The organism is Pseudomonas sp. R3-18-08, from assembly GCF_003852065.1.
Classification (GTDB): domain Bacteria; phylum Pseudomonadota; class Gammaproteobacteria; order Pseudomonadales; family Pseudomonadaceae; genus Aquipseudomonas.
Genome location: NZ_CP027729.1, coordinates 1 through 22,552, shown reverse-complemented (window position 1 = coordinate 22,552; position 22,552 = coordinate 1). Strand labels below are relative to the sequence as shown.

20 protein-coding genes are annotated in these 22,552 nt (G+C 60.3%); 10 read left to right on the top strand and 10 right to left on the bottom strand.

Annotation, left to right across the window (positions count from 1 at the left end; all coding sequences use genetic code 11):
• Positions 1-20 precede the first annotated feature (20 nt).
• The 3 genes from C4J92_RS00100 to C4J92_RS00090 form a co-directional block, all read right to left on the bottom strand.
• Positions 21-578 (bottom strand): L-threonylcarbamoyladenylate synthase, encoded by a 558-nt coding sequence (locus C4J92_RS00100; RefSeq protein WP_124360590.1) that lies wholly within the window; start codon positions 576-578, stop codon positions 21-23.
• 70 nt (positions 579-648) lie between these two features.
• Complete coding sequence (dprA, locus tag C4J92_RS00095; RefSeq protein WP_124402563.1) at positions 649-1,752, bottom strand: DNA-processing protein DprA; 1,104 nt, start codon at positions 1,750-1,752, stop codon at positions 649-651.
• 63 nt (positions 1,753-1,815) lie between these two features.
• Positions 1,816-2,592 carry a peptidoglycan-binding protein gene (locus C4J92_RS00090; RefSeq protein ID WP_124402562.1) on the bottom strand — a complete coding sequence of 259 codons (777 nt, stop codon included), beginning with the start codon at positions 2,590-2,592 and terminating at the stop codon, positions 1,816-1,818.
• 135 nt (positions 2,593-2,727) lie between these two features.
• Between C4J92_RS00090 and def the strand changes: the two genes are divergently transcribed.
• From def to C4J92_RS00065, 5 genes are all read left to right on the top strand, one after another.
• Positions 2,728-3,234: a peptide deformylase gene (gene def, locus C4J92_RS00085; RefSeq protein WP_005783383.1), complete on the top strand. Its 507-nt coding sequence runs from the start codon at positions 2,728-2,730 to the stop codon at positions 3,232-3,234.
• Positions 3,235-3,303: 69 nt separating this feature from the next.
• The gene (fmt, locus tag C4J92_RS00080) at positions 3,304-4,257 is read left to right on the top strand and encodes a methionyl-tRNA formyltransferase (protein WP_124402561.1); all 954 of its coding nucleotides are present in this window, start codon (positions 3,304-3,306) and stop codon (positions 4,255-4,257) included.
• A complete protein-coding gene (rsmB, locus tag C4J92_RS00075) occupies positions 4,254-5,564 on the top strand; it encodes a 16S rRNA (cytosine(967)-C(5))-methyltransferase RsmB (RefSeq protein WP_124402560.1) in 1,311 nt (436 codons plus the stop codon). The genes fmt and rsmB overlap by 4 nt, the downstream gene beginning before the upstream one ends.
• 22 nt (positions 5,565-5,586) lie before the next feature.
• Complete coding sequence (gene trkA, locus C4J92_RS00070; RefSeq protein ID WP_124360585.1) at positions 5,587-6,960, top strand: Trk system potassium transporter TrkA; 1,374 nt, start codon at positions 5,587-5,589, stop codon at positions 6,958-6,960.
• A gap of 15 nt (positions 6,961-6,975) precedes the next feature.
• Positions 6,976-7,287: a hypothetical protein gene (locus tag C4J92_RS00065; RefSeq protein WP_124402559.1), complete on the top strand. Its 312-nt coding sequence runs from the start codon at positions 6,976-6,978 to the stop codon at positions 7,285-7,287.
• 135 nt (positions 7,288-7,422) lie between these two features.
• On the opposite strand, the gene C4J92_RS00060 is transcribed toward C4J92_RS00065, so the two are convergent.
• The gene (locus C4J92_RS00060; RefSeq protein WP_014716285.1) at positions 7,423-8,310 is read right to left on the bottom strand and encodes a lysophospholipid acyltransferase; all 888 of its coding nucleotides are present in this window, start codon (positions 8,308-8,310) and stop codon (positions 7,423-7,425) included.
• 40 nt (positions 8,311-8,350) lie between these two features.
• Positions 8,351-8,908, bottom strand: coding sequence for a DNA-3-methyladenine glycosylase I (locus C4J92_RS00055; RefSeq protein ID WP_124402558.1), 558 nt, complete (start codon positions 8,906-8,908; stop codon positions 8,351-8,353).
• Positions 8,909-8,989: 81 nt separating this feature from the next.
• On the opposite strand from C4J92_RS00055, the gene glyQ reads away from it, so the two are divergent.
• From glyQ to C4J92_RS00035, 4 genes are all read left to right on the top strand, one after another.
• The gene (glyQ, locus tag C4J92_RS00050) at positions 8,990-9,943 is read left to right on the top strand and encodes a glycine--tRNA ligase subunit alpha (RefSeq protein ID WP_003187265.1); all 954 of its coding nucleotides are present in this window, start codon (positions 8,990-8,992) and stop codon (positions 9,941-9,943) included.
• Positions 9,940-11,994 carry a glycine--tRNA ligase subunit beta gene (gene glyS / locus C4J92_RS00045; RefSeq protein WP_124402557.1) on the top strand — a complete coding sequence of 685 codons (2,055 nt, stop codon included), beginning with the start codon at positions 9,940-9,942 and terminating at the stop codon, positions 11,992-11,994. The genes glyQ and glyS overlap by 4 nt, the downstream gene beginning before the upstream one ends.
• Positions 11,994-12,533, top strand: a complete 540-nt coding sequence (gene gmhB, locus C4J92_RS00040) for a D-glycero-beta-D-manno-heptose 1,7-bisphosphate 7-phosphatase (RefSeq protein ID WP_177413192.1) — start codon at positions 11,994-11,996, stop codon at positions 12,531-12,533. Before glyS ends, gmhB begins: the two co-directional genes overlap by 1 nt.
• Positions 12,534-12,615: 82 nt before the next feature.
• Positions 12,616-13,386 (top strand): 1-acyl-sn-glycerol-3-phosphate acyltransferase, encoded by a 771-nt coding sequence (locus C4J92_RS00035; protein ID WP_124402556.1) that lies wholly within the window; start codon positions 12,616-12,618, stop codon positions 13,384-13,386.
• Between the two features lie 179 nt (positions 13,387-13,565).
• On the opposite strand, the gene C4J92_RS00030 is transcribed toward C4J92_RS00035, so the two are convergent.
• On the bottom strand, positions 13,566-15,200 hold the full coding sequence (locus C4J92_RS00030) for an ATP-binding protein (protein WP_372238362.1): 1,635 nt from the start codon (positions 15,198-15,200) through the stop codon (positions 13,566-13,568).
• Between the two features lie 343 nt (positions 15,201-15,543).
• Between C4J92_RS00030 and C4J92_RS00025 the strand changes: the two genes are divergently transcribed.
• Positions 15,544-16,266, top strand: coding sequence for a response regulator transcription factor (locus C4J92_RS00025; RefSeq protein WP_124402554.1), 723 nt, complete (start codon positions 15,544-15,546; stop codon positions 16,264-16,266).
• 92 nt (positions 16,267-16,358) lie between these two features.
• Here C4J92_RS00025 and gyrB read toward each other — a convergent pair whose 3' ends face one another.
• Genes gyrB through dnaA form a run of 4 tightly spaced genes read right to left on the bottom strand, consistent with a single transcriptional unit; the run spans position 16,359 to position 22,552 of the window.
• Positions 16,359-18,776 carry a DNA topoisomerase (ATP-hydrolyzing) subunit B gene (gene gyrB / locus C4J92_RS00020; protein WP_124360577.1) on the bottom strand — a complete coding sequence of 806 codons (2,418 nt, stop codon included), beginning with the start codon at positions 18,774-18,776 and terminating at the stop codon, positions 16,359-16,361.
• Positions 18,777-18,780: 4 nt separating this feature from the next.
• Positions 18,781-19,884, bottom strand: a complete 1,104-nt coding sequence (gene recF / locus C4J92_RS00015) for a DNA replication/repair protein RecF (RefSeq protein ID WP_124402553.1) — start codon at positions 19,882-19,884, stop codon at positions 18,781-18,783.
• A gap of 20 nt (positions 19,885-19,904) precedes the next feature.
• Positions 19,905-21,008, bottom strand: coding sequence for a DNA polymerase III subunit beta (dnaN, locus tag C4J92_RS00010; RefSeq protein WP_124365235.1), 1,104 nt, complete (start codon positions 21,006-21,008; stop codon positions 19,905-19,907).
• A gap of 38 nt (positions 21,009-21,046) precedes the next feature.
• On the bottom strand, positions 21,047-22,552 hold the full coding sequence (dnaA, locus tag C4J92_RS00005) for a chromosomal replication initiator protein DnaA (RefSeq protein WP_124360574.1): 1,506 nt from the start codon (positions 22,550-22,552) through the stop codon (positions 21,047-21,049).

Below are 22,552 nucleotides of genomic sequence, written 5' to 3'. Positions count from 1 at the left end.
CCGATGGGCGCGACTCGGTCTCAGGACGGTCGCACCACATCCCCTGTCACCAGGTCGCGGATCAGGCTCGGGTTCTTGCGCCCACCCAGGGCGCCACCCAGCACAAGGTCCACTTGCCCTCGGAAATACTGCTCTACCCGAATCCGCGTACGCGCGGCCGGGCGGCCCTGGGGGTTGGCCGAGGTGGAAATCAACGGCCCGACCTGGGCGCATAAATCCCGTACCAACGGATGGTCACTGACCCGCAGCGCCACGGTGTCATGCACACCGGTGACCCATTCCGGCAGCAGGTCCTGATGGGGCACCAGCCAGGTATTCGGCCCAGGCCAGGTGCTGGCCATGCGCTCGATCCAGGTGTCGGGGAAGTCTTCGAACAAAAAGTCGAACTGGCGAATGTTGTCCGCCACCAGGATCAGGCCCTTATCCACTGAGCGATTCTTGATCGCCAGCAGACGGTCCACCGCTTCTTCATTCCACGGGTCGCAGCCCAGGCCCCAGACCGCTTCGGTCGGATAAGCAATCACCGCACCTGCGCGAATTTCTCGCGCGGCTTCCAGCACACGCCACCTGTTGACCATTGTTTACCCTCCGAACTAAAGCTGTGGGCAGTTTACCGATCTTCGTTACAAAACCCAGCTACAAAAGCCGCTACAAACGCTCGCAGCGCGCCAGCCAGCGCCCGCTTTCGCAGATCACCTGGCCCTCGAGTTCCAGCTCGGTCAGGGTCGCCAGCACCTGGGACAGCGGCCGGCCACTGGCAATCGCCAGGGCTTCGCTGGTATGCGGAGCCGCGTGCAGCAGGGCCACCAGCGGATGCAGGACCGGCACCGGCGCCGGGCGTGACAGCGCCTGCCAACCGCGCAAGCCTTCCAGAATGTGCTCGATGGTTTCCACCAGCACCGCGCCATCGCGAATTAACTGATGACAACCCTTGGCGCCGGGGTGATGGATGGAACCAGGAATGGCATAGACCTCACGCCCTTGCTCCGCCGCCAGCCGTGCGGTGATAAGCGAACCACTGGCCATGCCGGCTTCCACCACCAGGACACCCAAGGACAACCCACTGATAATGCGATTGCGCCGTGGAAAGTTGCCGGCCTGGGGTGGGGCGTCCAGGGGAAACTCGGAAACCACGGCGCTGCCCTGGGCAATCATGGCGGCGGCGAGCGTCTTATGGCGCTGTGGATAAAAATTTTCCAGACCGGTGCCGAGCACGCCGATGGTATGACCACCCACGTCCAATGCGGCTTGGTGAGCCGCACCATCGATGCCCAGCGCGAGGCCGCTGGTAATGACAAAACCAGCGCTGGCCAGGCTGCGGGAAAAGGCGGCAGCGGTGTCCATGCCGGGGCGGGAAGCACGGCGGCTACCGACCACGGCCAACTGCGGTTTTTCCAGCAGCGTCGGGTCGCCTGCAACGAATAACAGCGGCGGTGCATCGTCGATCTGGCCGAGCAGTGCAGGGTAGTCAGGCTGGTCCCACATCAGTAAATGCTGGGCCGGGCGGGCCAGCCATGCCAGCGCCGCACTGGCCCCATCGCGAACCTGCGCACTGCGCCGGGCATCGGCACTCACCGTCCGCAACCCGAGCGCGCGCCAGGCACTGGCCGGTGCACTGATGGCTTTGGAAGCAGAGCCGAACGCCTCGATCAACACGCGAAAACGCTGGGGGCCCAATTCCGGCAGCCTGTGCAAGCGTAGCCGGGCTTCCAGCTCTGCCGGGGAAATTTCATGACTATTTATCGGAAACATTTGATCGTCCTTGACCAGAACAAGCTGTGGATAACTCTGTTGGTAACTTATTTAGCAGGCTATTTATTGCGTTTGATCGGCGCTCTCGAAACGATCCATTACCGCCAGGGAGCGGGACGCGCTAAGCACGAGGGCATAGCTGAGCTTTTCATAGGTGCGAAACACCAGCAGCGTGCCGGCGCGAACCTCCGGGAGTCTCGTCGGGCTGCCGGTAAGCGCATCGCGCACCGAGGCGCCAGCCCGGATCACCGTAAGCAATTGGCCTTCGACCAAGCCATCGCGGCGCCCCTTGTTCAGGGTCACCGTATCCAGCACGCCGATCTGCGTGACCCCCTTGGGGATGTCGATGATGTGCCCTTCGACGAAGGGTGCAGCTGCAGGGATTTTCAGGTCCGCCAGGCCGACGTCGGGTTCGGCGCGCAGCAAACGGTCGCCTGGGCGCACCTCCTGGGTCACCCTTTGCACGGCCAGGGTGGTCAGGTCGTCAGCCAGCAAAAAGCGCGCGGTGCCGATGTCGTCGGCGTTCACCCCAAGCAATTCCCGAGTGTTGGGGTCGGTGTAGACCCTGCCTCGGCGGAAGATCCCATAGCTCGGCTGGGTCGGGTCCAGCCTGCCTCTGGCATAGATGCGTTCACCCGTGGCGCCCAGCACGCGCCCGGCATCGGCGGCAACGATATAGGGCGCGTTGTCCAGGTCCTGGGGCGAGTCAAGTATGCGGTTGTGCAGCAAGAAGCCCTGGATAGCCTTTTGAGTGGAGGGATCCAGGCGCTGGCCGGGCTGGGGGATCAGCGCCATGGCGAACGGGGTCCATAGCAGCAAGACGAGTAGCGATTTCCTCATGGGGTCAATCTCCTTTATTATGTGCGTTCGCGTGAAACGCCATAGCCTTCGCGGCTTTCGAACGTTTCACACCGGCTGCCTGGGTCCATCCCACCGCCGATTTGCCTCTACCTCACATGTGCAGCAATTACGCTTATGGCTATTTTGAACATCCTCGAATTTCCCGACTCGCGCCTGCGCACGATCGCCAAGCCGGTGGCCGTAGTGGACGACAAGGTTCGTCAGTTGGTCGATGACATGTTTGAAACAATGTATGAAGCCCCGGGTATCGGCCTCGCCGCGACCCAGGTCAACGTGCACCTGCGCGTGGTGGTCATGGACCTCTCCGAAGATCGCAGCGAACCGCGGGTGTACATCAACCCCGAGTTCGAACCGCTGACCGACGAGATGGGCGAATACCAGGAGGGCTGCCTCTCGGTGCCGGAGTTCTACGAGAACGTCGAACGCCCCCTTCGCGTGAAGATCAAGGCCCTGGACCGCGACGGCAAGCCGTTCGAGCTGATTGCCGAAGGCCTGTTGGCGGTGTGCATCCAGCACGAGTGCGACCACCTCAACGGCAAGCTGTTTGTCGATTACCTGTCCACCCTCAAACGTGACCGGATCAAGAAGAAGCTGGAAAAAAAGCATCGCCAGCAAGCTTGATGCCCTCCTTCCAAAGGCTTGCTGCGGCAAGCCTTTTTCTTTTGTGACTGCTTTTAACCGAGACTTCCCATGACCGAGCCACTGCGCATTGTTTTTGCCGGTACACCCGAATTTGCCGCCGAGCACCTCAAGGCGCTGCTTGCCAGCCCTTATGACATCGTCGCGGTGTACACCCAGCCGGATCGCCCGGCCGGACGCGGGCAAAAACTGATGCCCAGCCCGGTCAAGCAACTGGCGCTGGAGCACAGTATTACCGTGCTGCAGCCACCGACCCTGCGCAACGCCGACGCCCAAGCTGAACTGGCCGCACTGAAGCCGGACCTGCTGGTGGTCGTCGCCTACGGTTTGATCCTGCCCCAGGCCGTACTCGATATCCCGCGCCTGGGCTGCATCAACAGCCACGCTTCGTTGTTGCCACGCTGGCGCGGCGCGGCGCCGATCCAGCGCGCGGTGCAAGCCGGCGACAGCGAAAGCGGCGTGACCGTCATGCGCATGGAAGCCGGGCTGGACACCGGCCCGATGCTGCTCAAAGCCACCATGCCGATTACCGCTGAAGACACCGGCGGCAGCCTGCACGACCGCCTGGCTGAAATGGGCCCGCCCGCCGTCATCCAGGCCATCGCCGGTCTCGCTGCCGGCACCCTGGAGGGCGAAGTGCAGGACGACAGCCTGGCGACGTACGCCCACAAACTGAACAAGGACGAAGCCCGCATCGACTGGAGCCGTCCGGCCGTGGAGGTGGAGCGCTGTGTACGGGCCTTCAACCCATGGCCGATCTGCCACAGCACCCTTAACGGCGAAGCGTTGAAGGTGTTGGCCGCGACCCTGGCCGACGGCAAAGGCGCACCCGGCGAGATTATCGGCGCCAGCAAGGACGGCCTGTTGGTGGCTTGCGGTGAACAGGCGCTGTGTCTGACGCGCCTGCAATTGCCCGGCGGCAAGGCGCTGAACTTCAGCGATTTGTTCAACAGCCGCCGTGAGAAATTTGCCTTGGGCAGCGTACTCGGGGCGGCCGCCCAATGAACCCACGTCTGGCTGCCGCCAAGGCTCTCGCCGCCGTCCTCAACGGCAAGGCGTCGCTGAACAGTTCGTTACCCACGCAACTGGATAAGGTTGAAGACCGCGATCGCGGTTTCACCCAGGACCTGGCGTTCGGCACCGCCCGTTGGCAACCACGCTTGTCGGCGCTGGCAGCCAAACTGCTGCAAAAGCCGTTCAAGGCGGCGGACGCTGACGTCGAGGCGCTGTTGCTGGTGGGTCTTTACCAATTGCTCTACACCCGCGTGCCGGCCCACGCCGCCATTGGTGAGACGGTTGGTTGCGCCGACAAGCTGAAAAAGCCCTGGGCCAAGGCCCTGCTGAATGCCGTGCTGCGCCGTGCCCAGCGCGAAAGCGAAGCGCTGCTGGCCGAGCTGGAACATGATCCGGTGGTGCGTACCGCGCATCCACGATGGCTGCAGAAATCCCTGAAGGCCTTCTGGCCAGAGCAGTGGGAGGCCATCTGCGCAGCCAATAACGCGCACCCGCCGATGATCCTGCGGGTCAACCGGCGCCATCACCGCCGCGACGCCTATCTGCAATTGCTCATCGAGGCCGGCATCAACGCCGCGCCATGTGTGTACAGCATCGATGGCATCGTGCTTGAGGCCGCCGCCGACGTGCGCAGCCTGCCGGGCTTTGCCGAAGGCTGGATCAGCGTGCAGGACGAGGCCGCGCAATTGGCCGCCGACCTGCTCGACCTGGCGCCCGGCCAGCGCGTACTAGACGCCTGCTGCGCGCCTGGCGGTAAGACTTGTCACATCCTGGAAGTCGAAAAAGACCTTGGCGGTGTAGTTGCCGTCGACCTGGAAGCCAAACGCCTGGTGCGCGTGCGCGAGAACCTCGCACGCCTGGGCCTCAGCGCCGAGCTGATCGCCGCCGACGGCCGCGACACCGCCACCTGGTGGGATGGCAAACCGTTCCAGCGCATCCTGCTGGACGCGCCGTGTTCGGCCACCGGCGTGATCCGTCGTCATCCGGACATCAAGCTGACCCGCCAGCCCGACGACATCGCCGCCCTGGCCGTGCTGCAAGGCGAACTGCTCGACGCGCTATGGCCGACCCTGGAAGTCGGCGGCATCCTGCTGTACGCCACCTGCTCCACCTTACCCACCGAGAATACCGAGGTTATCCAAGCCTTCCTTGCCCGCACCAGCGGCGCGCGGGAGCTGGACCTTGCGACCACGGCCGGCGTCAAGCAACTGCACGGCCGGCAACTGCTCGCGCAGGAAGGCGGGCATGATGGCTTCTACTACGCCAAACTGATCAAGATCGCCGCCGCGCGCGGCTGAATGGGTTTAAGGGAGTGACCGGATGAAAATCATCATCCTTGGGGCAGGGCAGGTCGGTGGCACGCTGGCTGAACATTTGGCCAGTGAAGCCAACGACATCACCGTGGTCGACACCGATGCCGAGCGCCTGCGCAATCTGGGCGACCGCCTGGACATCCGCACGGTACAAGGCCGTGCGTCGTTCCCGACCGTGCTGCGCCAAGCCGGCGCCGACGATGCCGACATGCTCGTGGCGGTCACCAACAGCGACGAGACCAATATGGTCGCCTGCCAGGTCGCCCACACGCTGTTCCACACCCCGACCAAGATCGCCCGTGTCCGCGAAGCGGCCTACCTGACCCGCGCCGGCCTGTTCGACAACGATGCCATTCCGGTGGACGTGCTGATCAGCCCGGAACAGGTGGTCACTCACTACATCAAGCGCCTGATCGAAATTCCGGGTGCCTTGCAGGTGATCGACTTCGCCGGCGGCAAGGCGCAGCTGGTCGCGGTAAAGGCCTACTACGGCGGCCCGCTGGTGGGCCAGCAACTGCGCCAACTGCGCGAACACATGCCGAATGTGGAGACGCGCGTAGCGGCGATTTTCCGGCGTGACCGGCCGATCCTGCCCCAGGGCGACACCGTGATCGAAGCCGATGACGAAGTGTTTTTCATCGCGGCCAAGGCGAATATTCGTGCAGTGATGAGCGAAATGCGCCGGCTCGACGAAACCTATAAACGCATCGTCATCGCAGGCGGCGGGCAGATCGGCGAGCGCCTGGCCGAGGCCATCGAAAGCCGTTACCAGGTGAAGATCATCGAGATGAGCCCGGCGCGCTGTCGGCATTTGTCCGACACCCTCGACAGCACCGTCGTACTGCAAGGCAGCGCCTCGGATCGCGACCTGCTGATGGAAGAAAACATCGCCGACGCCGATATCTTCCTGGCGCTGACCAACGATGACGAGGCCAACATCATGTCCTCGCTGCTGGCCAAGCGGCTGGGAGCGAAGAAGGTGATGACCATCATCAACAACCCGGCCTATGTCGACCTGATCCAGGGCGGCGATATCGACATCGCCATCAGCCCGCAATTGGCGACCATCGGCACGTTGCTCGCGCATGTGCGCCGTGGCGACATCGTCAGCGTGCACTCCCTGCGCCGTGGCGCGGCAGAGGCGATCGAGGCGATTGCCCATGGGGACTCGAAGTCGAGCAAAGTGATCGGCAGGGCGATCCGTGATATCGGCTTGCCACCGGGCACCACGATCGGCGCGATCATTCGCGATGAAGAAGTCATCATCGCCCACGACGATACGGTGATCGCCACCGGTGACCATGTGATCCTGTTCCTGGTGGACAAGAAACATATCCGCGATGTGGAGAAGCTGTTCCACGTGGGGTTGAGCTTTTTCTGATCAAGGAGTGAAGCGATGCTGGAGTCCCTGGAAAAGATGTTGGCCAAAGGTGTGGACAACTCGCTGCTGCGCTTTGGCTTGGGCAAGGGCTATCTGGATCTGAAGGACCACGCCAAGGCAGCCGAGCATCTAACCAAGTGCGTCGAGTTCGATCCGAAGTATTCGGCGGCGTGGAAGTTGTTGGGCAAGGCGCAGCAGGGGTTAGGTGATAACGCCGCAACACGACTGGCTTGGGAGAAGGGCATCGAAGCGGCCCAGGCCCATGGCGATAAGCAGGCCGAAAAAGAGATGACGGTGTTCCTGAAAAAACTCGACCGCCAAGCCTGAACGCAGATCAAAATGTGGGAGGGGGCTTGCTCCCGATAGCGGTGTGTCAGTCTATGCATGGTTGACTGAACCACCGCTATCGGGAGCAAGCCCCCTCCCACATTGGTTTTGTGTTGTGTTTGAGTCGGCGGTGAATCAGTACCACCGCGCCTCGCCCGGCGGGCGTTTCTTGAAGCGCTTCATGCTCCACATGTACTGGCTCGGGTAGGCGCCGACGTACCGTTCCACCACCTTGCTCATCGCCGCGCAGGACGTGGCGGTGTCGGTGCTGTACATGTCTTCCGGGGCCGCTTCCAGGATCACTTTGTAGCCTGAGCCGTCCGGCAGGCGCAGGGCGTGCAGGAACACGCCGACCGCCTTGTGGCCCGCGAGCATGTTCGGTACGAACTTGCTGGTCAGCGCCTGGGTCGCGAAGAACGGCACGAAGATCCCGGCGGATTCAGCCGGCTCCGGGTCGGCAGGGATCCCCACCTGGCCGCCTTTGCGCACTTCCTTGATCACGCTGAGAATGCCTTCCTTGGTGGACGCCGCCACGCGGTTGCCCAGTTGCACGCGTTGCTTGCGCAACAGCTCGTCGACCGCCTTGAGCTTGGGCGGGCGATAGAAAATGATCGGTTTGCACTGGCTGCAATAGAAATGGTTGAGCACCTCCCAGTTGCCCAGGTGGCTGGTGATGCCGACCACGCCTTTACCCGATGCCAAGGCTTCATGCAGCACCTCCAGGCCTTCAACTTCGCGCACCAGGTCGATGGAACGCTGGGCCGGCCAGATCCAGGCGCAGGCGCTTTCGGTCAATGACTTGCCGATGTCCATCAGGCTGCGGCCCACCAGGCGCTCGCGCTCGGCCGGGTCCATGTCCGGGAAGCATTTGGACAGGTTGATCCGCACCGTGTCGCGGGAGCGGTTGGGGGTTTTCCACATGATCCAGCCGATGCCCGTGCCAACGGCCTGTACGGCGCGCCAGGGCAGCAGGGCAAACAACCGAAGAGCGCCTACCAGCAAGGCGCCTTTAAACTTTTCCACAGGTCACTCCTGATCGTGTGTGGTACGCAAAGCGCGCATTCTAACCGGCGTTGGCCAGGTCCGCGTAACGGTCGCAGTCCTGAGTGTGGTCCATGACCATGCCCGAGGCCTGCATGAACGCGTAGCAGATGGTCGGCCCGACAAAGGTGAAGCCAGCCTTTTTCAAGGCTTTGCTCATCGCTTGCGCCTCGGGTGTAATCGCCGGGACTTCGCTGCGATCCTTGAAGTGATTGACCTTGGGCACGCCGCCGACGAACGACCAGAGCAAACCCACCGGGTCTTCCAGCGCCAGCCAGGCTGCGGCATTGCGGCGTGTGGCGTTGAGCTTCAGACGGTTGCGCACAATGCCCGGGTCTTGCATCAGCGCTTCGATTTCAGCGTCGGTCAGCTTGGCCAGGCGCTGCGCATCAAAGCCGAACAAAACCTTCCGGTAATGCTCGCGTTTGCGTAAAACCGTGATCCAGGACAGGCCCGCCTGGAACCCTTCGAGCAAAAGCAACTCGAACAAACCCTGCGCATCGCGCAGCGGCGTTCCCCACTCCTGATCGTGATAAGCCATGTACAGCGGATCTTCAGAACACCAAAAGCAGCGTGGCATAAGGCTCCAGGGAGTGGTGGCAGGGCCGAATCGGGTATACTCCCGCTCTTTAAATCGCAGCCCAAGTAACAGGTGAATTTCGTGAGCCAGCCTACGCCAGCCGTGCGTACCTTCCAAGACTTGATCCTCGCCCTCCAGCAATACTGGGCCGAGCAAGGTTGTGTGGTACTTCAGCCCTACGATATGGAAGTAGGCGCCGGCACTTTCCACACCGCTACATTCCTGCGGGCCATCGGCCCGGAAACCTGGAACGCCGCTTATGTGCAGCCCAGTCGTCGCCCGACTGACGGCCGCTACGGCGAGAACCCGAACCGTCTGCAGCATTACTACCAGTTCCAGGTGGTATTGAAGCCCAACCCGGACAACTTCCAGGAACTGTACCTGGGCTCGCTGAAACATGTCGGCCTGGACCCACTGGTCCACGACATCCGTTTCGTCGAAGACAACTGGGAATCACCGACCCTTGGCGCCTGGGGCCTGGGCTGGGAAGTGTGGCTCAACGGCATGGAAGTGACGCAATTCACGTACTTCCAGCAAGCGGGCGGCATCGAGTGCTACCCGGTGACCGGCGAAATCACCTACGGCCTCGAGCGCCTGGCCATGTACCTGCAAGGCGTGGACTCGGTCTACGACCTGGTGTGGGCTGACGGGCCGTTCGGCAAGGTCACCTACGGCGACGTGTTCCACCAGAACGAAGTGGAGCAGTCCACCTACAACTTCGAACACGCCAACGTCGACAAGCTGTTCGAACTGTTCGACTTCTATGAAAGCGAAGCCAAGCGCCTGATCGAACTCGACCAGCCGCTGCCGTTGCCAAGCTATGAAATGGTGTTGAAGGCGTCCCATACCTTCAACCTGCTGGACGCGCGCCGTGCCATCTCGGTAACCGCGCGCCAGCAATACATCCTGCGTGTACGCACCCTGGCGCGTTCCGTCGCCCAAGCCTACCTGCTGGCCCGCGCCAAGCTGGGCTTCCCGATGGCAACCCCGGATTTGCGTGATGAAGTGTTGGCTAAGCTGGAGGCTGCACAATGAGTGCTCAAGATTTCCTGGTTGAACTGGGCACCGAAGAGTTGCCACCCAAGGCACTGAACACCCTGGCCGATGCGTTCCTGGCCGGTATCGAAAAAGGCCTGCACAGCGCCGGCCTGAAGTTCGCCGCAAAGAAGGTCTACGCCGCGCCACGCCGCCTGGCGGTATTGCTCACCGCGCTGGAAACCCAGCAGCCGGACCGCAATATCAACCTCGATGGCCCGCCGCGTCAGGCCGCGTTCGATGCCGAAGGCAACCCGACTCAGGCAGCACTGGGCTTTGCCAAGAAGTGCGGCGTCGAGCTGAGCGAAATTGACCAGAGCGGCCCGAAACTGCGTTTCAGCCAGGTCATCGCCGGCAAGCCAACGGCCAGCCTGTTGCCGACCATCGTCGAAGATTCCCTGAACGACCTGCCAATCCCCAAGCGCATGCGCTGGGGTGCTCGCAAGGAAGAGTTCGTACGCCCAACCCAATGGCTGGTGATGCTGCTCGGTGACCAGGTCATCGAGTGCACCATCCTCGCCCAGAAGGCCGGCCGCGATTCCCGTGGCCACCGCTTCCACCATCCGCAGAGCGTGCGCATCACCTCGCCGGCCAGCTACCTCGATGACCTGCGCGCCGCCTATGTGCTGGCCGATGCCAATGAGCGTCGCGAGCTGATCAGCAAGCGCACCGAAGAGCTGGCCCGCCTGCAGGAAGGCACCGCCATCGTGCCGCCAAGCCTGCTCGACGAAGTGACCGCGCTGGTTGAGTGGCCCGTGCCGCTGGTGTGCTCGTTCGAAGAACGCTTCCTCGATGTGCCGCAGGAAGCACTGATCACCACCATGCAGGACAACCAGAAGTACTTCTGCCTGCTGGATGTGGATGGCAAGTTGCTGCCGCGCTTTATCACCGTGGCCAACATCGAGAGCAAGGACCCACAGCAGATCATCGCCGGTAACGAGAAAGTCGTGCGTCCGCGCCTGACTGACGCTGAGTTCTTCTTCAAGCAAGACAAGAAGCAGAAGCTCGAAGACTTCAACCTGCGCCTGCAAAACGTGGTGTTCCAGGAAAAACTCGGCAGCGTCTACGACAAGGCCGTGCGCGTTTCCAAGCTGGCTGCCTACATTGCGCCGCGCATTGGCGGCGACGCTGCCTGGGCCGCGCGTGCCGGCCTGCTGTCCAAGTGTGACCTGGCTACCGAGATGGTCGGCGAATTCCCTGAGATGCAAGGCGTCGCCGGTTACTACTACGCCCTCAACGACGGCGAGCCGAACGACGTGGCCCTGGCGCTGAACGAGCAGTACATGCCGCGCGGTGCCGGTGCCGAGCTGCCAAGCACCCTGACAGGTGCGGCCGTCGCCATCGCCGACAAGCTGGACACCCTCGTCGGTATCTTCGGTATCGGCATGTTGCCTACCGGCAGCAAAGACCCTTATGCCCTGCGCCGTGCGGCCCTGGGCGTGCTGCGTATCCTGATCGACAAGAAGCTGGACCTCGACCTGACCCAGGCCGTGGTGTTTGCGGTCGGCCAGTTCGGTACCAAGGTCAAGCAGGCGGGCCTCGCCGAGCAAGTGCTGGAGTTCGTGTTCGACCGCCTGCGTGCGCGTTACGAGGACGAGGGCGTGGACGTTTCCGTCTACCTGTCGGTACGTGCCCTGCAACCGGGTTCGGCGCTGGACTTCGACCAGCGCGTACAAGCCGTACAGGCGTTTCGCAAGCTGCCGGAAGCCGATGCCCTGGCCGCCGTGAACAAACGTGTATCGAACCTGCTGAGCAAAGCCGACAACCTCGGCACTGCCGAAGTCGACCCAGGTCTGTTTGCCGACGCCAAGGAGTTCTCGCTGAACTCGGCGATCGCCAAGGCGGAAAACGCCGTGAAGCCGCTGATCGCCGAGCGTAACTACGCCGAAGCGTTGGCGCGCCTGGCGTCGCTGCGTGAGCCGGTGGATGCGTTCTTCGAAGCGGTGATGATCAACGCCGAAGATGCCGGCGTGCGAAAAAATCGCTACGCCATGCTGGCGCGTCTGCGTGGGTTGTTCATCAACATCGCTGACATTTCCGTACTGGGCTGATCATGTTGAAACTGCTGATTCTCGATCGGGACGGGGTGATCAATTACGACTCCGACGCTTACATCAAGTCGGTGGCGGAATGGATTCCACTGCCCGGTTCGATCGAGGCCATCGCGCAGTTGAGCAAAGCCGGCTGGACGGTGGCCATTGCCACTAACCAGTCCGGCATCGCCCGCGGTTATTACGACGCCGCCACCCTGGACGCCATGCATGCGCGCTTGCGCACATTGGTGGCGGAGCAGGGCGGTGAGGTGGGGCTGGTGGTGTACTGCCCCCACGGGCCGGATGAGGGCTGCGCTTGCCGCAAGCCCAAGCCTGGCATGTTGAAAACCATTGCAGAACATTACAAGGTGCCCTTGGCTGGGATATGGTTCGTCGGGGACAGTCTCGGTGACCTGGAGGCGGCCAAAGCCGTCGACTCTCAGCCAGTTTTGGTAAAGACCGGGAAAGGCGAAAAGACCCAGGCGAAAAACCTGCCGGTAGGCACTTTGATTTTTGACGATCTGGCGGCGGTTGCCGCAGAACTTATCAACAACTAGCCGCCCTCGACTTCCTGACCAAGGATTGTTCGGGAGTGCGCTTTTAACAGGCGGGCCGTGTCCCGCAACGGTAAATGCCGCCATGTCGATCTTGCAGGCCATCAGAACCTTTTTCTTTTACCTGCTGCTGGGCACCAGTTCGTTTCTCTGGTGCACCCTGAGCTTTTTTATTGCACCGTTCCTGCCGTTCAAGGCGCGCTATCGCTTCATCAATGTGTATTGGTGCCGCTGCGCGTTGTGGCTGTCCAAGGTATTTCTGAACATCCGTTTCGAGGTCAAGGGCGCCGAGAACGTCCCGGACCAGCCCTGTGTGATCCTGTCTAACCATCAGAGCACCTGGGAAACGTTCTTTCTCTCGGCGTACTTCTCGCCCTTGAGCCAAGTGCTCAAGCGTGAGCTGCTGTACGTGCCGTTCTTCGGTTGGGCCATGGCAATGCTGCGCCCGATTGCGATCGACCGTGACAATCCCAAGGCGGCGCTCAAGCATGTCGCCAAGAAGGGCGACGAGCTGCTCAAGGATGGCGTTTGGGTGCTGATCTTCCCGGAAGGTACGCGTGTGCCTTTTGGCACCGTCGGCAAGTTCTCGCGAGGGGGCACTGCACTGGCGGTCAACGCCAACCTGCCGGTGTTGCCGATTGCCCATAACGCCGGCAAGTTCTGGCCCAAGACCGGCTGGGCCAAACGCCCAGGCACCATTACCGTGGTAATCGGCGAGCCCATGTATGCAGAAGGCGAAGGCCCGCGTGCCATCGCTGCATTGAACGACCGCGCCGCTGCCTGGAATGAAGCACAGCAACGGGCCATGGGTTCATTGCCGCCGGTGCCTGTAGTGGTAGAGACGCCGGAGATTTGAGCATCTGTGGATAAGCTGTGCACGGATTGTTGGCAAATGTGCATTTTTGATCAGTAACTTGCTGATTTACAGGCATATTTCTGAAGCGAATAAAATCTGGAAAAACGTGCATAAGTTTTTTCTTCATAAAAAACCGGTCCTTGTGACCGGTTTTTTATGCACAGCAGAAAAGATCGTTTTCAATCCTCTAACGGTGGCAATTGCAGGATGAACGTCGAACCCGCACCCAGCTCGCTTTCACAGCTGACATGCCCACCGTGGCGTTCTACGACAGCCTTCACCATGGTCAGGCCCAACCCTAGGCCGTCACTGCTTTGGGCCGAATTGAAGCGCCGGTATTGGTTGAACAGCTCTGGCAAATCTTCTGGCGCAATTCCGGGCCCCTGATCGCTGATACGGCATTCCAACCAACCCTCCACACAGCCATGACCCAACCGAACGGTGGTGCCGGATGGCGAATACTTGATCGCGTTTTCCAGCACATTGAATAGCGCACGGGTGAGCAGCGATTGATCGGCGCGCACCATGCCTTCGTCCGCTTCATCCAGGTCGTGAACCAGATGAATGCCCTTGAGTTGGGCGAGGACCGCCACCTGATCGAAAGCATCCATCACCAGCATGGCGAACAACGTAGGTTGGAATTGATAGCCGTCAGCCTCGGCTTTCGCCAATTGCACGAAGGACTCGGTGAGGCTCAGCGCGCGTCGGACCTGTTGTTCGATCTGACCAAAGATGGGCGATTTACTGTCGTGTACATCCAACAGCGCAAGAATTGCCGAATGCGGTGCGCGCAAGTCATGGGACAGAAAGCGCAGCATGGTCTCGCGATGCTGTTGCGCTTCGCGTTCCTTGCTTAAATCCGTGAGGCTCAGTAGCCAGCCAAGGGCGAAATCACCCTCGGCCGGAAGCAAGGGCGCAAGCTCCATGCGCAAACTGCGTTGGTGGATATCACGAAACTCGACCAGCTCCAGTGCAGACAGGGCAGGGCGCACGCCGTTATGCAGCGGTGGGTAACCCAGGTCGGCGAGCTGTTCGAGGAGGTTTTCGCGTACCAGGTCGTTGCCGAATACGTCACGGGCAACGCGATTGGCCAACAGGATGCTGCCCTGGGGATCGGTGATCAGTGTTGCGACCGGCAGGCATTCCAGTCCATCCGCCATAAAACGCCGGGTATCCCGGGTGCGACTGACCGCCTGCTCGAGGGCGAAGATGCGCCCCTGAAGCACATCGCCCTTGCTGGCCGGTGCACGACGCCGCTCAGGCAATACTTTCGGTTCGTTATCCAGGCGCGCCAGTTCCCAGCCGAAGTAGGCGAGGATTACGCTAAGGCGCCGCCAGTTCCAGATCAGATAGCTGAGCAACAACCCAATCAGGCAGGCCGCAGGCGACCACCAATGGCCCAGGCTCAGTAGCGCCCATGACACCAGTATCGACGTGGCCATGCAGCCCAGGGTCATCCATAGCGCATAACGCGGGCGATACAGCAGCAGGCCCAGCAACAATGCCACCACGGACGTAGCCATCAAGGCGGCCAGCCAACCCGGCAGATCGACAATGCTGCGCCCCTGCAGTAAACCGTTAAGCACATTGGCCTGGATCTCCACGCCCGCTGTCGAGCCGGTCGCGGAGAGCGGGTTATTGAAGACCAAGCCCGGACTCAAGGATAAGTACGCGGTGAAGGGCAACAGTACCAAGCCAATCAGCAACCATTCCCGCACCAGTCCGTGGAACAGCAGCTGCGCCCGGGTGGGTTGGCGTTTTTCAGCTTTACCCCACAGTTTCACAGGGCCACCGCCACAGGCCCGCCGAGACATCGATGATCATCGCATGAACGTGTCATAAGCCCGGTCTCCCTCCAGGTGGTTACGATGGGACGCATTAGAGGTGCTGAAACCAGTGAAGCTTATTTCGGTCTTACCGGAGGACCCGGTAGTCACCATAGCGTATATCGATCCTTTTCCTCATAGCCAGGAGCCGGTATCTTCCCCTTGAGGGCCGAGGATTTTTCGCGGGGTTACGGTCCTTTGATATCAGCGTACCGAGAGATTAGGGGTTCGTTGTATCCGCCCATAATTATTCAGATTCAGTGGCCGGTCTGTGTATGTGCACAAGGCGCCCCTGATTAAGCTGCCGTATTTTTGCAGGAAGGATCCACTCATGCGTGTCGCAATACTGGATGACGAGCCCGCCGAGTTGAGACGGGTAGAACAGACACTGCGACAGATTCCCAGCACTTCGGAACAGCCCTGGTCCGTGCATTGTTTTGAGCGCGGTGAAGACCTGCTGCGCCAGCTGCGCCGTGAAACCTTCGACCTGTTGATACTCGACTGGCAACTTCCGGATATCAGCGGCATTGCGTTGTTGCGCTGGACCCGCGAGCACATGGAGTCACCACCGGCCGTGATCATGCTCACCAGCCGCGATGCGGAGAGCGATATCGTCACGGCGCTTAACAGTGGAGCGGACGACTACGTCAGCAAACCCTTTCGTCCTAATGAACTCAAGGCTCGCGTCAGCGCCGTCCTGCGCCGACACGGGCTGCAAAAGTCCGCCAGCAATGAACTCCAGAGCTTCAATGACCTGACGTTCGATGATGCCGAGTTGACGGTCACGCGCGCCGGCACACCGATCAATCTCACCGAACGCGAATACCGCTTGGCCAGCTGCCTGTTTGCCAACCTGGCGCGGCCACTGTCTCGCGAATACCTGTATGAACGGTTCTGGACCCATGAGGAAATGGTCTCGTCTCGCCCCCTGGATACGCATATCTACCGCTTGCGTAATAAGCTCGGTCTGACGGCGGACCGAGGATGGCAGTTGCTGACGATCTATGGGTACGGATACCGGTTAGAGAGTGTGGCGTTACCCGCTGAAGGATGATGTTCCACGTGGAGCATTTAGATAATGATCAACAAGCACCCATAAAAAAGGCCAACGCTAGCGTTGGCCTTTTTGTGTTTGCCGGTACCTGATCAAAAATCCAGGTTAGACACCGCCAAGGCATTGCTCTCGATGAAGTCACGACGAGGCTCGACCGCATCACCCATCAGGGTGTTGAAGATCTGGTCTGCGCCAATGGCGTCTTCGATGGTCACTCGCAGCATGCGACGCTGAGCCGGGTCCATGGTGGTTTCCCACAGTTGATCCGGGTTCATTTCGCCCAGACCTTTGTATCGCTGGATGGTGTGACGCTTGGTACTTTCCGTCATCAACCAGTCCAGGGCTTCCTTGAACTCCTTGACCTGCTTCTTGCGTTCGCCACGCTGAATGTAAGCGCCGTCATCCAGCAGCGTGCTCAATTGCGCGCCGAGGGTGACCACCGTCTTATAGTCGTTGCTACCGAAGAAGTCGCGGTTGAAGGTGACGTAGTTCGACAAGCCGTGCGAGATCAGTTCAACCTCCGGCAGCCATACGTTGCGTTCACGGTCTTCGCGCAGGCTGGCTTTGTACACCAGGCCAGACTTCTCTACCGTGCGCAGACGCACTTCGTACTGGGCCAGCCAATCCTGCATGGCAGCATGGTCGCCCAGCTGCTCCAGGCTCACGGCCGGCAAGTAGATGAAGTGCTCGGTCAGCTCCTGCGGGTACAGGCGCGACAGGCGCTTGAGCGTCTTCATCACCATGCGGAAGTCGTTAACCAAACGCTCCAGCGCCTCTCCGGAGATGCCTGGGGCTTCGTCGTTCAAGTGCAGGCTGGCATCTTCCAGGGCCGACTGCGTCATGTACTCTTCCATGGCGTCGTCGTCTTTGATGTATTGCTCTTGCTTGCCCTTTTTCACTTTGTACAACGGCGGCTGGGCGATGTAGATGTAGCCGCGCTCGATCAGTTCAGGCAACTGACGGAAGAAGAAGGTCAGCAGCAGGGTACGGATGTGCGAACCATCGACGTCAGCATCGGTCATGATGATGATGTTGTGATAGCGCAGCTTGTCGATGTTGTACTCATCACGGCCAATACCGCAGCCCAATGCCGTGATCAAGGTGCCGACTTCCTGGGAAGAAATCATCTTGTCGAAGCGCGCTTTCTCGACGTTGAGGATCTTACCTTTCAGCGGCAGGATAGCCTGGGTACGGCGGTTGCGACCCTGCTTGGCGGAACCGCCAGCAGAGTCACCTTCCACCAGGTACAGCTCGGAGAGGGCAGGGTCCTTCTCCTGGCAGTCGGCCAATTTGCCTGGCAGGCCGGCGATGTCCAGTGCGCCTTTACGACGCGTCATCTCACGGGCTTTACGCGCCGCTTCACGCGCACGCGCGGCATCGATCATCTTACCGACGACCAGCTTGGCTTCGTTCGGGTTCTCCAGCAGGAAGTCGGAGAAGTACTTGCCCATCTCCTGTTCCACAGCGGTCTTCACTTCGGAAGACACCAGCTTGTCTTTGGTTTGGGAACTGAACTTGGGGTCCGGAACCTTGACCGAAATAATCGCGGTCAGACCTTCACGGGCATCATCACCGGTAGTGGCGACTTTGTGCTTCTTCGCCAACCCTTCCGCTTCGATGTAGGTGTTCAGGTTGCGCGTCAGCGCGGAACGGAAACCCACCAGGTGAGTACCGCCATCGCGCTGGGGAATGTTGTTGGTGAAGCACAACAGGTTCTCGTTGAAGCTGTCGTTCCACTGCAGGGCGATTTCCACGCCGATGCCGTCTTCACGCTGAATGTTGAAGTGGAACACCTGGTTGACCGCAGTCTTGTTGGTGTTCAGGTATTCAACGAACGCGCGCAGGCCGCCTTCGTACTTGAACAGCTCTTCCTTGGCGCTGCGCTCATCCTTGAGGACGATGCCAACACCGGAGTTGAGGAATGACAGTTCGCGAATCCGCTTGGCCAGGATGTCCCAGCTGAAGTGGATGTTCTTGAAGGTTTCAGCCGAGGGCTTGAAGTGAATCTGGGTGCCCGTGGTTTCACTGTCACCGACGATTTTCATCGGTTCCTGTGGCACACCGTGGACGTAAGTCTGTTCCCAGATTTTGCCGCTGCGGCGTACGGTGAGAACCAGCTCTTCGGACAGAGCGTTCACTACCGAGACACCTACGCCGTGCAAGCCGCCAGACACTTTATAGGAGTTGTCGTCGAACTTACCGCCGGCGTGGAGCACGGTCATGATGACCTCTGCCGCCGAGACGCCTTCTTCTTTGTGCACGTCTACCGGAATACCGCGACCGTTGTCGCGTACGGTAATGGATTCATCCGGGTGGATGATGATGCTGATGTCGTCGCAGTGACCGGCCAGAGCTTCGTCGATGGAGTTATCGACCACCTCGAACACCATGTGGTGCAGACCGCTACCATCATCGGTGTCGCCAATGTACATACCGGGACGTTTGCGTACGGCATCCAAACCTTTCAGCACTTTAATGCTGGTCGAGTCGTACGTGTGTTCTTCGCTCATGCCTTCACTCCCGATGGTCGTGGGTCTGGGTGATACGGCCTTGTTCCACGTGGAACAAAGCGACTGGCGTTTCCGTCTGCCAGCCTTCCCTCAATAATTCGTGGTCTACACAGGTGATAAACACTTGGCAGCGTAAGTCTTCCAATAAGCGGCATAGCGCGCGGCGGTGTTGCTCGTCGAGTTCGGACGGCAAGTCATCCACCAGATAAATACATTGGCCGCGTCGGGACTGGCTAACCAGATGCCCTTGCGCAATACGCAATGCACACACCACCAACTTCTGCTGGCCGCGGGACAGGATATCCGCAGCATTGTGAGCGCCTAATCTAAGGCGCAAATCAGCGCGTTGGGGTCCGGCCTGGGTGTGGCCAATTTGCTGATCACGCTGCAGGGACGTCGCAAGCACTGCACTCAGCTCACGTTCTTTGTCCCAACCTCGGTAATAACTCAGCGTCAGCCCCTCAAGATCCAACAACTCGCTCAAGGTCTGCTCAAAGACTGGTTTCAAGGCTTTGATATAGGCACGGCGGTATTCATCTATTTCGTCGCTGGCCAGGCACAGTTCCCGGTCCCAGGCCGCTTGTGAAGCGGCGTCAAGTGTACCATGCCGCAGCCACGAGTTCCGCTGCCGCAGGGCCTTCTGCAGGCGCTGCCAAGTGGCCATGAAACGCGGTTCCACGTGGAACACTCCCCAATCGAGAAATTGTCTGCGGATCTTCGGTGCGCCTTCCAACAGGCGGAAGCTGTCGGGGTTGATCAACTGCAACGGCAGGATTTCTGCCAATTGCGCAGCACTGCGTGCATTCTGCCCATCGATGCGAATCTGAAACTCTCCGCCGCGATCGCGGGATATCCCCAGAACGCTGTGCCCACCCTCGGCCAACTCAACTTGGCCAAATACCGTGCACGCCAGCTGCTCGTATTGAATCACTGGTAACAGGCGGGCGCTGCGGAAGGAGCGGGCGAGGCCCAGCAGGTGGATGGCTTCCAGCACGCTGGTTTTGCCACTGCCATTGGCGCCATGGAGAATATTGATGCGAGGGGAAGGGGAGAAGGTCACCGGGTGCAGATTGCGCACCGCGGTGACCGAGACGCGACTGAGGGACATCTAGCTTCTGCTGAGCATGATTACAGGCGCATCGGCATAACAACGTAAGCCGAGTCGTCGTTATCGGATTCTTGTACCAGCGCGCTGCTGTTGGAGTCCGACAGAATAAGGCGAACCTGTTCGGTGGTCATCACACCCAGAACGTCCAGCAGGTAGCTCACGTTGAAGCCGATTTCCAGCGAACCGCCGTTGTAGTCAACGCCCACTTCTTCTTCGGCTTCTTCCTGCTCCGGGTTGTTGGCCTGGATCTTCAACTGACCGTTGGCCAATTGCAGACGAATACCCCGGTACTTCTCGTTCGAGAGAATGGCCGTACGGCTGAATGCCTCACGCAGGGCCTGGCGATCGCCGAGCACCAGCTTGTCACCGCCTTTAGGCAGTACGCGCTCGTAATCCGGGAATTTGCCGTCAACCAGCTTGGAGGTGAAGGTGAATTCGCCGGTGGTCGCGCGGATGTGGTGTTGCCCCAGGACGATGCTGACGTTGCCGTCCGGCTCGGTGAGCAAGCGGGCCAACTCGAGGATGCCTTTACGCGGCACGATGACCTGGTGACGATCCGGTTGGCCGATATCGGCGCGCATCGAACACATCGCCAAGCGGTGGCCGTCAGTTGCCACAGCACGGATGATGCCTTCGGACACTTCCAGCAGCATGCCGTTAAGGTAGTAACGCACGTCCTGCTGGGCCATGGCGAAGCTGGTGCGCTCGATCAAGCGACGCAGCTTGCTTTGCTCCAGGCTGCAGGTCAGCGAACCCGGGCCTTCTTCAACCGTAGGGAAGTCATTGGCCGGCAATGTCGACAGGGTGAAACGACTGCGACCTGCCTTGACCACCAACTTCTGCTCGTCGAGCTTGATGTCGATCAGCGCGTCGTTCGGCAGGCTCTTGCAGATATCCATCAGCTTGCGCGCCGGCACGGTGATCTCGCCGGGTTCGGCGGGCTCTTCGAGCTGCACGCGGCCAACCAGTTCGACTTCCAGGTCGGTACCGGTCAAGGACAGCTGCTGGCCTTCGACCACCAGCAGTACGTTGGACAGCACCGGCAAGGTCTGTCGGCGCTCGACGACGCCTGCGACCAGTTGCAGGGGTTTCAACAGGGCTTCGCGTTGAATGGTGAAATGCATGGTCTAGTCCCTTGCCTTAATAAGCTGCACTGGTGTCATCACGTAGTCAGTGTACGCAGCAGGTTCTTGTAGTCCTCGCGAATATCCGCGTCGGATTCCTTAAGTTCGTTGATCTTGCGGCACGCGTGCAAAACCGTGGTGTGGTCGCGACCGCCAAACACATCGCCGATTTCCGGCAGGCTGTGGTTGGTCAACTCCTTGGAGAGGGCCATGGCCACCTGGCGCGGACGCGCTACCGAACGCGAACGGCGCTTGGATAGCAGGTCGGAAATCTTGATCTTGTAGTACTCGGCAACGGTACGCTGGATGTTATCCACACTCACCAGTTTGTCCTGCAGTGCCAGCAAGTCTTTCAGGGATTCGCGAATCAGCTCGATGGTGATGTCACGGCCCATGAAGTGCGAGTGCGCGATGACCCGCTTGAGCGCGCCTTCCAGCTCTCGCACGTTGGAACGAATACGCTGGGCGATAAAGAACGCGGCATCGTGGGGCAGATCGACTTTGGCTTGGTCGGCCTTTTTCATCAGGATCGCGACGCGGGTTTCCAGCTCGGGTGGCTCTACAGCAACGGTCAACCCCCAGCCGAATCGCGATTTCAAGCGCTCTTCCAGGCCTTCGATCTCTTTGGGATAACGGTCACTGGTGAGGATGACCTGCTGTCCGCCTTCGAGCAGCGCGTTGAACGTATGGAAAAACTCTTCCTGGGAACGTTCCTTGCGCGCGAAGAATTGAATGTCATCGATCAGCAACGCATCAACGGAGCGATAGAAACGCTTGAACTCGTTGATCGCGTTGAGCTGCAGGGCCTTGACCATGTCAGCCACGAAGCGCTCCGAGTGCAGGTAGACCACCTTGGCATTCGGATTCTTCTTTAACAGATGGTTACCCACAGCGTGCATCAAGTGCGTTTTACCCAAGCCAACCCCGCCATAAAGGAAGAGCGGGTTGTAACCGTGCTTGGGGTTGTCGGCCACTTGCCAGGCGGCCGCACGGGCCAGCTGGTTGGATTTACCCTCGACAAAATTCTCGAAGGTAAAGGTGCGGTTCAGATAGCTGGTGTGCTTTAGCGCGCCTTCAACCTGCACAGTGCGCTGCTCTGCACGCACGGGAGCTTGCTGGGAGCTGGCACCTGCCATGGGGTCGAAGCTGTCACGGGACGGCTCTTCGTTCTCCAATGCATTTTTATGCGCGGAAGACTTGGAAGGTGTCGGCGCAGGGGCAGCGGCAACCGGTGCAGCCTGGGACTGGGAGGCAGCCGCGGCCAATGGCGCATTCGGAGCTGCGCGAGGTGCGGAGCTGCGTTTGCTGCCTATTAATAAGGAGAGCACGGGCGCGATGCCGTTGCCATGTTCGTCGAGCAATTCGAGAACGCGGCTCAGGTACTTCTCGTTGACCCAGTCGAGAACAAAACGATTGGGCGCGTAGACACGCAACTCGTCGCCTTCGGCTTCGACCTGTAGCGGACGGATCCAGGTGTTGAATTGCTGGGCAGGCAGCTCATCGCGCAAAAGCTCCACGCATTGCTGCCAAAGTTCCACTGACAC